The sequence below is a fragment of the Campylobacterota bacterium genome (genome assembly GCA_040752835.1).
GTDB lineage: Bacteria > Campylobacterota > Campylobacteria > Campylobacterales > Sulfurimonadaceae > Sulfuricurvum.
The window spans coordinates 101000-110934 of sequence record JBFMGG010000003.1 but is presented as its reverse complement, the minus strand read 5'-3'; the positions used below and the strand labels follow the sequence as shown (position 1 = coordinate 110934).

15 protein-coding genes are annotated in these 9935 nt (G+C 56.7%); 6 read left to right on the top strand and 9 right to left on the bottom strand.

The features are described from left to right. Nucleotides 1-26 precede the first annotated feature (26 nt). The 3 genes from AB1763_00800 to AB1763_00790 are packed head-to-tail and all read left to right on the top strand — an operon-like array spanning nucleotide 27 to nucleotide 2064. On the top strand, nucleotides 27-608 hold the full coding sequence (locus tag AB1763_00800; protein ID MEW5831361.1) for a hypothetical protein: 582 nt from the start codon (nucleotides 27-29) through the stop codon (nucleotides 606-608). After that, nucleotides 605-1414: a TIGR00282 family metallophosphoesterase gene (locus AB1763_00795; GenBank protein ID MEW5831360.1), complete on the top strand. Its 810-nt coding sequence runs from the start codon at nucleotides 605-607 to the stop codon at nucleotides 1412-1414. The genes AB1763_00800 and AB1763_00795 overlap by 4 nt, the downstream gene beginning before the upstream one ends. Beyond that, nucleotides 1414-2064 carry a 3-methyladenine DNA glycosylase gene (locus AB1763_00790; GenBank protein MEW5831359.1) on the top strand — a complete coding sequence of 217 codons (651 nt, stop codon included), beginning with the start codon at nucleotides 1414-1416 and terminating at the stop codon, nucleotides 2062-2064. Before AB1763_00795 ends, AB1763_00790 begins: the two co-directional genes overlap by 1 nt. Nucleotides 2065-2068: 4 nt before the next feature. Here AB1763_00790 and AB1763_00785 read toward each other — a convergent pair whose 3' ends face one another. The 4 genes from AB1763_00785 to AB1763_00770 all read right to left on the bottom strand — a co-directional run bounded on the left by AB1763_00785 (nucleotide 2069) and on the right by AB1763_00770 (nucleotide 3553). Continuing rightward, the gene (locus tag AB1763_00785; protein MEW5831358.1) at nucleotides 2069-2260 is read right to left on the bottom strand and encodes a YwbE family protein; all 192 of its coding nucleotides are present in this window, start codon (nucleotides 2258-2260) and stop codon (nucleotides 2069-2071) included. A gap of 4 nt (nucleotides 2261-2264) precedes the next feature. Further along, nucleotides 2265-2450, bottom strand: a complete 186-nt coding sequence (locus AB1763_00780; GenBank protein ID MEW5831357.1) for a hypothetical protein — start codon at nucleotides 2448-2450, stop codon at nucleotides 2265-2267. Between the two features lie 79 nt (nucleotides 2451-2529). Then, nucleotides 2530-2748, bottom strand: a complete 219-nt coding sequence (locus tag AB1763_00775; GenBank protein MEW5831356.1) for a cold-shock protein — start codon at nucleotides 2746-2748, stop codon at nucleotides 2530-2532. A gap of 175 nt (nucleotides 2749-2923) precedes the next feature. Further along, on the bottom strand, nucleotides 2924-3553 hold the full coding sequence (locus tag AB1763_00770; protein ID MEW5831355.1) for an HAD family phosphatase: 630 nt from the start codon (nucleotides 3551-3553) through the stop codon (nucleotides 2924-2926). A 109-nt stretch (nucleotides 3554-3662) separates the two neighbouring features. Between AB1763_00770 and AB1763_00765 the strand changes: the two genes are divergently transcribed. After that, the gene (locus tag AB1763_00765; GenBank protein ID MEW5831354.1) at nucleotides 3663-3794 is read left to right on the top strand and encodes a hypothetical protein; all 132 of its coding nucleotides are present in this window, start codon (nucleotides 3663-3665) and stop codon (nucleotides 3792-3794) included. A gap of 2 nt (nucleotides 3795-3796) precedes the next feature. Here AB1763_00765 and AB1763_00760 read toward each other — a convergent pair whose 3' ends face one another. From AB1763_00760 to rho, 3 genes are read right to left on the bottom strand one after another with little or no spacing between them, the layout of a single operon-like run. Next, the gene (locus AB1763_00760; GenBank protein ID MEW5831353.1) at nucleotides 3797-5431 is read right to left on the bottom strand and encodes a DNA polymerase III subunit gamma/tau; all 1635 of its coding nucleotides are present in this window, start codon (nucleotides 5429-5431) and stop codon (nucleotides 3797-3799) included. A gap of 60 nt (nucleotides 5432-5491) precedes the next feature. Continuing rightward, entirely contained in the window at nucleotides 5492-6280 is a 789-nt protein-coding gene (gene murI / locus AB1763_00755; protein ID MEW5831352.1) for a glutamate racemase, read from the bottom strand. A gap of 6 nt (nucleotides 6281-6286) precedes the next feature. Beyond that, on the bottom strand, nucleotides 6287-7615 hold the full coding sequence (gene rho / locus AB1763_00750) for a transcription termination factor Rho (protein MEW5831351.1): 1329 nt from the start codon (nucleotides 7613-7615) through the stop codon (nucleotides 6287-6289). A gap of 150 nt (nucleotides 7616-7765) precedes the next feature. Between rho and AB1763_00745 the strand changes: the two genes are divergently transcribed. Then, nucleotides 7766-8122, top strand: a complete 357-nt coding sequence (locus AB1763_00745; protein MEW5831350.1) for a cupin domain-containing protein — start codon at nucleotides 7766-7768, stop codon at nucleotides 8120-8122. Here AB1763_00745 and AB1763_00740 read toward each other — a convergent pair. After that, on the bottom strand, nucleotides 8119-8577 hold the full coding sequence (locus AB1763_00740) for a hypothetical protein (protein ID MEW5831349.1): 459 nt from the start codon (nucleotides 8575-8577) through the stop codon (nucleotides 8119-8121). The genes AB1763_00745 and AB1763_00740 overlap by 4 nt on opposite strands. A gap of 92 nt (nucleotides 8578-8669) precedes the next feature. On the opposite strand from AB1763_00740, the gene AB1763_00735 reads away from it, so the two are divergent. Further along, nucleotides 8670-9485 (top strand): formylglycine-generating enzyme family protein, encoded by an 816-nt coding sequence (locus tag AB1763_00735; GenBank protein ID MEW5831348.1) that lies wholly within the window; start codon nucleotides 8670-8672, stop codon nucleotides 9483-9485. Between the two features lie 48 nt (nucleotides 9486-9533). Here AB1763_00735 and AB1763_00730 read toward each other — a convergent pair whose 3' ends face one another. Beyond that, nucleotides 9534-9935: a YchJ family metal-binding protein gene (locus AB1763_00730; protein ID MEW5831347.1), complete on the bottom strand. Its 402-nt coding sequence runs from the start codon at nucleotides 9933-9935 to the stop codon at nucleotides 9534-9536.

The window sequence follows — 9935 nt, the reverse complement described above, 5'->3', positions numbered from 1 at the left end:
AAAATTTTGCGTAAAGGGGCTCGGTGATGGAACGTCCTAAAATCGATGAACTGATCGCCCGGATCAAAACCCTCGAGGCCGAGCTGGAGAGTGAACTGCACCGTGAATACGAAGATTTCCGGTGCGAAATCACCAAAAAACGCGAAGAGGTGCTCGCCCGGTACCGACGCGATCGCCAGAACCTGTTTGTGTACGTGGCGCGCGCCCCTCTTTTGCATCTGCTCAGTGCCCCGGTGATCTGGTCGGTCCTTTTTCCGGCACTGATCCTCGATCTGTTCGTCACCCTGTACCAGCGGATCTGTTTTCCGATCTATAAGATCGAGCGGGTACGGCGGAACGATTACATCATCATCGACCGCCACCGGCTGGGGTATCTGAACCTGGTCGAAAAACTCAATTGCCTCTATTGCAGTTATTTTAACGGTCTTATTGCTTATATCACCGAGATTGCGGGGCGTACCGAGCAGTACTGGTGCCCGATCCGCCATGCCGAGCGGGTGAGGTCGATGCATTCGCGCTATCGGCGTTTTTTCGAATACGGTGACAGCGAAAGCTTCCGTGAGGGAAAAAAACGGCTGCGTGAAGAATTAAAGGAGATCAAAGAGTGAAAATCGCGTTTATCGGGGACATCGTCGGCCGTCCGGGACGAAGCATGATCAAAGAACACCTCCCGCGCCTCCGCCGCGAATACGGGATCGATTTTGTGATCGCCAACTACGAAAACGCCTCCCACGGCTTCGGCGTCACGGTCAAAAACGCCCACGAGCTGTTGGCTATGGGGATCGACTGCATGAGCGGCGGGAACCACACGTGGGACAAAAAAGAGGTCGAACCACTTCTGGCCTCCCTGCCGCTGCTGCGCCCCCACAACTACCCCGAAGGGGTCCCCGGCAGCGGGTGCCGGATTTTCGAGGTCGCGGGGGAGAAACTCGCGGTCCTCAACATCATGGGGCATTACGGGATGCCGTACGTGGACAATGCCTTTCGCTGCGCCCGCGATAGCGTTGCGTCGTTGCGCGAAGAGGGGGTAGAGAATATCTTTCTTGATTTCCATGCCGAAGTTACGAGTGAAAAACGGGCGATGATGATGCTTTTGCAAGGGAAAGTCAGCGGAATTATCGGCACCCATACCCACGTTGCCAGCGACGATTTCCAGATTGCGCAGGGGACGGCGTACATGACCGACATCGGCCTCACCGGCTGCCGAGACAACGTCATCGGGATGGATGCCTCCGTCCCCGTCGAGCGGTTTTTGACCGGAGTATCGGGACGGTTCGAAGTCCCTGAAAAATGCCGCAAGATCCTCCAGATCGCCATACTGAACCTCGAAGCGGGCAAATGCACCGACGCGTTCAAGCTCAAAATCTTCGACGACGGCAGAGTATTGCGTACGGATGCGTGGATCGAGGAGTAATGCATTTGCAGGACTCTTTTGAACTTTTCAGCGCACTGGAGCGCCTCAAACTCCTCGAAAACTCCCCGCCGCTCTGGTGGCCGTCGTACGGAACCTTTGAGGTCGTCGTCGGTGCGATCCTCACCCAGAACACCCAGTGGAGCCGCGTCGAGCAATCCCTCGCCAACCTCCGCGAACGCGAACTGCTCGACCCTGCCATGATCGCACAATGCCACAACGAGAGCCTGATGGAGCTGATCCGCCCCAGCGGACTGTTCAAAGCCAAAGCCGCCAACCTGATCCGTCTGTGCCGAAACCTGCTTGACGAATACGGCGATTTCGAGACGTTTTCCCTCTCGGTGGATCGGGAGTGGCTCTTGTCGCAAAAGGGGATCGGCCCCGAGAGCGCCGACAGCATCCTATGCTACGCCTGCGCGCGAGCCGTCATGGTCGTCGACGCCTACACGGCGCGGCTCCTCAATGCCTTCGGCTATGAGTTCGAGAGTTACGACGAGCTGCAGGAGTGGTGCGAAGCGGGGGTGCGTAATTACTTCGACGAAGTGCAGCTAAATGCGGCGTTTGCGCGGTTTCATGGGATGATTGTGGAGTATGTGAAGGGGAATAGTCGGGGGAAAGCGGTGAACGTCGAGCGGATCAGCTTGACGTTATGAGGATTTAAAACACCTCTTTGACCCGTCCCACTTCCCCGCTCATCAGCCGTACTTTGATCCCGTGGGGATGGGTGGGGGAGTTGGTGAGGATGTCGCGGACGATCCCTTCCGTGAGCTTTCCGGTTGGCTGATCTTGTTTGAGGACGATGGCGACCCGTTTGCCGCTTTGGATATTTTTACGCTCTTTGCCGTTCATGAGGTTATTCCCGCAGGTTGAGCCAGGAGGGGGGATTGTCGAAGTGCAGTCCGCTTTCGCGCCAGTCGGTCTTGTCACCGTGGCGGGAATGGAGTTTTCCGCCGATAAGGGTGTATTGCATCCCCGTGATGACGCTGGTGAGGCGTTTGCCTTTTTTGAGTGCGTCGAGTACGGCGTCTCTGCTTTCCATGTGGTCCCCTTGTGTCGGTTTGTTAAAACCCCCTTCGGGGTCTTAATAAAACGCAGGCGGCGCAGGCCGCCTGAGAGGCTTAGAGCGCCGTGACGTTTTCGGCTTGGGGACCTTTGTCGCCCTGACCGACCGTGTAGGTCACTTTTTGCCCTTCGTCGAGGGAAACGCGGCCGTAACCGGTGCGGTTGACCTGACGGAAGTGAACGAAGATGTCTTTATCGCCGTTGTCTTGTTGGATGAATCCAAAACCTTTTTCGCCGTTGAACCATTTGACGGTTCCGTTGAGTAATTCTGCCATGTTGCAGCCTTTGGTGTGTAAATACACCCGGCGGTTGCCGGGTGGTCGAAATCATAAAATGGAGCGGTCTAAAGGCGGGTCGTACTGATAGAAGTCAATAAAAAGCAGCCAAAGATGAGACTCTAAATCATCTTTCAATGCAGACAGTATAGCGGAAATTTCCTTTTTTTACCCATTACAGCAACGCGATCAGTTCGTCGAGCTTTCCGATGCGGTGGGTTGCCGTGTCGAAATCGTGGTTTTCGGTAAAGCGGTTGTGGACGATGACGCACTCGATCCCCGCGGCGACGGCGGCGCGCAGCCCCCGTTCGGAGTCTTCGACCACGATCGTCTGCTCTTTGGCGCCTCCCAGCCGTTCAAGCCCTTGCAGGTAGGGGTCCGGGAACGGTTTGGCACGGGGGTATTCGCCGCTGCAAAGGACAAATTCCATGTAATCGACGAGGCCGCGCGAGGCGTGGATCAGTTCGAAATCGCACCGCAGCGCGGAGGTGACGATCCCCATCCGGTAGCGGCCGGAGAGTTCGGCGAGCACCTCGCGCACGCCGGGGATCGCGATCTCTTCGGTGCGCAGATAGTGCTGGTAAAGGCGGTTGCGTTCGGCCCGCCAGAGATCGGTGACGCTCATGTCGACTCCCTCTTCCTCGGCGATGAGAAACGCGCTATGCCCCGCGATCATGATGTCGCGGTAGCGTTCGGGGGTGAGGATGAACCCGTGCGAGGCGAGCACTTCGGCGCTGGCGGTATAGTACCAGTGTTCGGTATCGACGAGGACGCCGTCGTTGTCAAAAAGGATCTGCGTTTTCATGGCGCAATTGTAGCGCGCCTCCGCTGAAAGGGTCGGGGGATGTAAACGGAGCGTGAACCGTAAAAGCGTTATAATGGCGCTTTGATTTCAAACGGTTTTAGGAGAATGTATGATTCGCTGGTTTATTACGGGATTGGTCGCCGCGGCGGTATTCGGCGGCTGTACGGTCAAAGAGTTCAACGACGGTGTCAGCGACGGCGTCAATGACGTCAAGCGCGTGATCCGGGGCACGAACAACTAAGATTATACTTTTGACTGGACGGTGATTTTCACCGCTTCGAAGAGCTCGGCCGCTTTCTGGATCATCGGCTCTTTGAGGAGGTCGCCGCCGTCGAACTCTTTTGTACTCGTCTCGTCGCACGACGCGACGCAGCTCCCCACTCCCACTTCGGCCTCTTCGATCATCGAGGCGTTTTCATCGATCCCCGGACTCTCCCTGTTTTCGGATACCGCCTCATCGGCCGGTTCGGGCTCTGCGGGGGAGGGGGCTTTGCTGCACGCTTCGGAGCGGATTTGTGTTTCGATGCCGTAGACTTCGCGGACAAACTGGCGAATGATGCCGAAACTGTTTTTGAGCAGTTCCTTATCCTCTCCCTCGGCGCAGCTTTCCCACGTCAGGACCCCGTCGCCGTACGCGACGTACGTGACGTTTTTCTCGAAACATTCCCCCAGTTCCAGGCTGCGGTCGCGGATTTTTTCGCACAGCACTTCGAAGGGGCTTTTGGCGGGGGCGAGGGGTTCGACGCTCACGCTTTTGGGACTCTCTGCCACCGGCCGCTCAACCGGCGCGGATGCGCCTGCATGGTGGTGCGGCGTGCGCGATTCGAGCGATTCAATCATCTCGTCGATCTCTTTTATCTTGAGGGCTTCGATCATCTTGAACAGCACCAGACTCACCACGAACCCGCCGTCGGCATTGATCGCAAAGAGGGTTTTGGCGTCGCTGAGGATGCGGAAAAAACGCTCGATCACCAGCGGGCTGAAGCGGTGGTCGGCTTCGTAGAGGCGCTCTTTGAGATAGGCGATCAGCTCGTCGATCACCATTTCGGCCTCGTAGGCTTCGAGTTCTTTGAGCATTTCGGTGAGGCGGGAACGGTCTTTGGCAAATACGGCGTCAAAGAGTGAACCGATGTATTCGGGATCGAGGAGCCCCAGCATGTCGGCGACCGTTTTGACGTCGACGTACCCTTTGGAGTAGATGATCGCCTGATCGAGCAGGGTCAGGGTGTCGCGCAGGCTTCCCGAGCCGCTGCGGGCGAGGATGTCGAGCGCTTCCCCCTGAAATTCGATCCCCTCTTTGTTAAGGATGTGGGTGAGGTGGTGGACGATGTTGGGATGGCTGATCCGTTTGAAGCGGAAATGCTGGGTGCGGCTGAGAATCGTAGGGGGTAGCTTGAGCGGATCGGTGGTCGCGAGGATGAACTTGACATACGACGGCGGTTCCTCGAGGGTTTTGAGCAGCGCGTTATGCGCCTCTTTGGTGAGCATGTGCACTTCGTCGATGATGAAGATTTTCACCGCGGCGCTGGCGGGGCGGTATTTGGTGTGTTCGATCAGATCGCGGATGTCGTCGATTTTACGGCTGGAGGCGGCGTCCATCTCGATGATGTCGATGTGGCGCCCCTCGTTGGCCATCACGCAGTGGCTGCAAACGTCGCAGGGGGCCGAGGTGGGGCCGTTTTCGCAGATGAGCGATTTGGCGAAGATCCGTGCCGTCGAGGTTTTCCCCGAACCGCGCAGCCCCGAGAAGAGGTAGGCGTGGGAGAGGCGTCCCGAATCGAGCGCCAGCGAGAGGGTTTGGGAGATGCTCTCCTGCCCGATGAGCTCTTCGAAACGTCTCGGACGGTATTTGAGTGCCAGTACTTCGGATGTGCCCATGCAGCCTCTCCACGGTGTGATTCTGCCCCGCCGGAGGCAATCTTTGCTCCGGCTGGGGTTCTAATTCAGTGAGTTTAGCATGGTTACGCTAAAACTTTTGCCCAGTATCGTTTCTACCATCGTCTGCTCGATCGCTCCGGTCGCGAACAGCGACAGAGAGACCTCCCCCTCGTTGCGGTGACCTTTTTGCTCCATCAGATGGAGCAGGCGGTTCGTGACCCCTTCGGCGCTGTCGACGAAGGTGATTTCTTGCCCCATGACCTGCCGTATCGCCGGCTTGATGAGCGGGTAATGGGTGCACCCCAGCACGATTGTATCGACCTGCGCATCGCGCATCGGGGAGAGCCACCCCTCCAGCATCGCAAGGGTTTTTGGGGTATCGGTTTCGCCCGCTTCGATCTGTTGAACGAGGCCCGGACAGGGCTGTTCGAACACCCGCACCCGGTAATGCTGGCTCAGCATCCCGACGAGGGCTTTGTATTTTTCCCCTTCCAGTGTCGCGGGGGTCGCGAGGACGCCGACGTTTTTGCTCACCGAATGGGAAATGGCGGGCTTGAGCCCCGGTTCGGTTCCGACGATGATGAGGTCGCGATAGCGTTCGCGCAGCGCTTCGATGGCGGCGGAGGTGGCGGTGTTGCATGCGACTACGAGGGCGTCGATGCGATGGTGTGCGATCAGGTATTCGGTGATGCGGATGGAGAAATCGCGGATTTGATCGGGGGTTTTCTCCCCGTAGGGGGCGTTTGCGGTGTCGGCGACATAGACGATCCGGACGCCGCGGAGGTGGCGGAGCATTTCGGCGACGATCGTGAGGCCGCCCAGACCCGAATCAAAGACGCCGATAGTCATTTTCAGTTATTTGCTATCCGCATTCATGCTCTCAAGAAATTCAATATTTGATTTTGATTTGAGCATCGTATTGTAAAGGAAACGGAGCGCTTCAACCTCGTCTTCTTGTTTATGCAGCATGGAGCGCAGGACGAAAACTTTTTGAAGGATTTCCGGTCCGATGAGGAGCTCCTCTTTGCGGGTTCCCGATTTGAGGATGTCGATCGCCGGGAAAATACGGCGGTCGGAAATGCGGCGGCTGAGGACTATTTCGGAGTTTCCGGTCCCTTTGAACTCTTCGAAAATGACCTCGTCCATCCGGCTTCCCGTTTCGATGAGCGCCGTGGCGATGATCGTGAGGCTTCCGCCGTTTTCGATGTTACGCGCCGCACCGAAGAAGCGTTTGGGCTTGTGCAGGGCGTTGGCGTCGACCCCGCCCGAGAGGACTTTGCCCGATGATGGCGTAACGGTATTGTAGGCACGGGCCAGACGGGTGATCGAGTCGAGCAGGATCACGACGTCTTTGCCCAGCTCGACGCGGCGTTTGGCACGCTCGATCACCATCTCGGCGACCTTGACGTGGTTTTTGGCCGGTTCGTCGAAAGTGGAGCTGTAGACTTCCCCTTTGACGGAGCGTTCCATGTCGGTCACCTCTTCGGGGCGCTCGTCGACGAGAAGGACCATCAGTTCGATTTCGGGGTGGTTGTTGGTGATCCCGTGGGCGATCTCTTTCATCAGCTCCGTTTTACCCGAACGGGGAGGGGCGACGATGAGTCCGCGCTGCCCTTTACCGATGGGAGCGAAAAGGTCCATCATCCGGCCGGTGAGTTTGGTCGGCTGGTATTCGAGCTTGATCTGCTCCAGGGCGTAGAGAGGCGTGAGGTTTTCGAACAGGGGACGTTTTTTGGATTCTTCGGGGGGGAGGTAGTTGATCGCTTCGACTTTGAGGAGGGCGTAGTAACGCTCCTGGTCTTTGGGAGCGCGTACCTGGCCCGTGACGATGTCCCCGTTACGCAGCGCGAAACGGCGGATCTGCGTGCTCGAGACATAGGCGTCGTGGAGCGAGTCGCTGAAACTCTGGTCCACCGCACGCAAAAACCCGTATCCGTCTTGCATGATTTCGAGGATTCCCGTAAAGAGGATGAAGCCTCCCTGCTGAACCTGCGTTTTGAGGATCTCAAAGATCAGATCCTGGCGTTTGAGCTCGTTGGGATCTTCGATCCCCAGTGTGTTGGCGATTTCGAGAAGGTCTTCGAGTTTTTTCGTTCGCAGCGCTTCGATCGTGAACCCTTCGACGGGAATGTGCGTACGGTTTTTCGAGTTGTTTTTGGGGGTTTTCGCAGTGGTATCGCTCATGCGGTGAATGCCTTGGAAGAAGATGTGGTATGTGTAAGATACGGAGTTTTTGCTTGTGCAATTGTGCTGTGACATTATAATCTATCGCCCGAAGGGTTGTCAAGAAAGAGGGAATTATGGGATAATGCACCCAAAAAAAGGAGAAAGGTCATGATTCACCGAGAACTCGCTTCGGTTCCGTCCGCCGCACAGAAGGCGGGGCAGGGGGTCAGCATGCAGATGCTCCTCTCGCTGCAGGAGGCTCCCAATTTCGCGATGCGCTGTTTTACGATCGAAGCGGGGGGACATATGCCCCACCACACCAACACCGTCGAACACGAACAGTTCGTCCTCTCAGGCCGCGCGAAAGTGCGCGTGGGGGACGAGAGCTTCGAAGCCAAAGCGGGCGACATCCTCTATATCCCTGCGAATGTCCCCCACAGTTACGAGACCCTCGGCGACGAAGCGTACCGCTTTTTGTGCCTCGTTCCCAAAGGGGAAGACTGCATCACGATCATGGGGTGTTAAAAGAGTTTGAGGTTCAGTTTCAGGGCAATCATCGTCCCCTGCGTGATGAAATCGAGGGTAAAGTAGTCGTGTCGGTAATAGAGCATCGGCATGAAGGCGATCCCGTCGTTGTCGCGCCCCTCTTTGCACTCGACCGATTTGAGGCCGTCGAAACAGTACCCCTTCTGGTAGCCTACGACGCCGTAGAGACCGAATCCTTTGTAGAGTTCGTAGCGGTATCCTACCGCCGCGATGTCGGTATTTTTGTCGCGTGAATTGACGAAATGCAGATACGCGAGCGTGTAGCGGCGGTCATATACGAGCTCCGCGCCGTAGGCGTCGTGGTTGCCGTTGTACCCGTTGCCCGATTCGGTGGTCCCGAAATGGTGCGATAGCATCCCCACCGTCGCATACCCTTCCAGGGGAGCGCCGTAGAGCGTAGCCGTCATGAGAATCGAGAGTAAAAACGCTTTCATGACAAAATTGTATCTTAAATGGCGGGATGTGAACGGTTTTTGCTAGCGGTTTGAAAACCGTTCGACGGTAATGAAGTCGCAAAAGGGCCAATTTGTTCGATATTTTCAAGAAAAAACCGGAACCCGCTCCCGTTCAGACCCCTGTCGCCGAGACCCCCAAAGAGTTTACGAATTCGCTCGGAATGGAATTTCTCTACGTCGACGGCGGGGAATTTACGATGGGACGAAACCCCCAGTACGAAGAGGGGGGAGACGTCGAGTCGCCGCCTCATCCGGTGAGGGTGGGGGGATTTTGGATCGCGAAATACCCCGTGACGCAGGAACAGTATTTCAAGCTGACGCGCATCAACCCCTCCTATTTCAAAAACGACAAGGTCGAAGAGGAGAGCTCCCGGCGCCATCCGGTCGAGCAGGTGAGCTGGTTCGACGCCAAGGCCTACGTGGAACTGCTCAACCGTTACGAAGGGAAAGCCCACTTTTATGCCCTTCCCACCGAAGCGCAGTGGGAATACGTCGCCAAAGCGGGGGGAAATACCCGCTTCACGTTCGGCGATTCCGAAGCGATGCTCGATGATTACGCGGTCTACGAATACACGGCCAACTTACGCACTGCCGTGATCGGTTCCAAGCAGCCCAACCGCCTGGGGATTTACGATCTGATCGGAAACGTCTGGGAGTGGTGCGAGGACGATTTTTTCGCCAACTACAACAATGCCCCCTCTGACGGGCGCGCGCGGCTCGTCGGGGCCGAGGGGATCGAGGGGGAATCGTTCAAAGTACGCCGAGGCGGGAGTTTCAAGACGGGTTACCTCTGCCTGCGAAGTTCGTTCCGTGGCTATTCGCGTCCCGATTTCGTCTCCAACGACATCGGTTTTCGCCTCGTCATCAACGGCGATCCCTATCATTGATTTTGCACGCTCCGAGAGTAAAAGCCCGCGCGCGCTAACGCGTGCTTGCTATTCTTTAAACTCACCGCTTTCGTAGAGCCATTTCCCTTCCACTTTCAAAAAGCGGCTTTTCTCTTTCATCGTATACTCTCCCAACTTCGCTTCGAACGTCACGAACGCTTCGCTTTCGCCGTCGATGAATTCTGTGATTTTCAGCCCCGTGAAAACGGTGTTCCGGCAAAACTCCGAAATCCCTTTTTCCCACTCCTCGCCATCGGGAGCGTAATCGGGATTGTCCGGATGGGTCGTTTTCATAATGTAACCGGCGAACCCCAGTGCGTAGGCGCAATAGCGCGAGCGCATCAACAAAAGCGCAGTGGCGGGGAGTATTCCTTTATGGTAGGGCTGGCAGCAGTGTTTGTACTTTTTGCCGCTGTGGCAGGGGCAGGGGGCGTTGGGGGAAATTTTCAT

What these genes read in the sequence shown, in the direction of transcription:
- AB1763_00800 (MEW5831361.1), top strand. Translation starts at nt 27, where the DNA reads ATGGAACGTCCTAAAATCGATGAACTGATCGCCCGGATCAAAACCCTC.
- AB1763_00790 (MEW5831359.1), top strand. Translation starts at nt 1,414, where the DNA reads ATGCATTTGCAGGACTCTTTTGAACTTTTCAGCGCACTGGAGCGCCTC.
- AB1763_00785 (MEW5831358.1), bottom strand. Translation starts at nt 2,260, where the DNA reads ATGAACGGCAAAGAGCGTAAAAATATCCAAAGCGGCAAACGGGTCGCC.
- AB1763_00780 (MEW5831357.1), bottom strand. Translation starts at nt 2,450, where the DNA reads ATGGAAAGCAGAGACGCCGTACTCGACGCACTCAAAAAAGGCAAACGC.
- AB1763_00775 (MEW5831356.1), bottom strand. Translation starts at nt 2,748, where the DNA reads ATGGCAGAATTACTCAACGGAACCGTCAAATGGTTCAACGGCGAAAAA.
- AB1763_00770 (MEW5831355.1), bottom strand. Translation starts at nt 3,553, where the DNA reads ATGAAAACGCAGATCCTTTTTGACAACGACGGCGTCCTCGTCGATACC.
- AB1763_00765 (MEW5831354.1), top strand. Translation starts at nt 3,663, where the DNA reads ATGATTCGCTGGTTTATTACGGGATTGGTCGCCGCGGCGGTATTCGGC.
- AB1763_00760 (MEW5831353.1), bottom strand. Translation starts at nt 5,431, where the DNA reads ATGGGCACATCCGAAGTACTGGCACTCAAATACCGTCCGAGACGTTTC.
- murI (MEW5831352.1), bottom strand. Translation starts at nt 6,280, where the DNA reads ATGACTATCGGCGTCTTTGATTCGGGTCTGGGCGGCCTCACGATCGTC.
- rho (MEW5831351.1), bottom strand. Translation starts at nt 7,615, where the DNA reads ATGAGCGATACCACTGCGAAAACCCCCAAAAACAACTCGAAAAACCGT.
- AB1763_00745 (MEW5831350.1), top strand. Translation starts at nt 7,766, where the DNA reads ATGATTCACCGAGAACTCGCTTCGGTTCCGTCCGCCGCACAGAAGGCG.
- AB1763_00740 (MEW5831349.1), bottom strand. Translation starts at nt 8,577, where the DNA reads ATGAAAGCGTTTTTACTCTCGATTCTCATGACGGCTACGCTCTACGGC.
- AB1763_00730 (MEW5831347.1), bottom strand. Translation starts at nt 9,935, where the DNA reads ATGAAAATTTCCCCCAACGCCCCCTGCCCCTGCCACAGCGGCAAAAAG.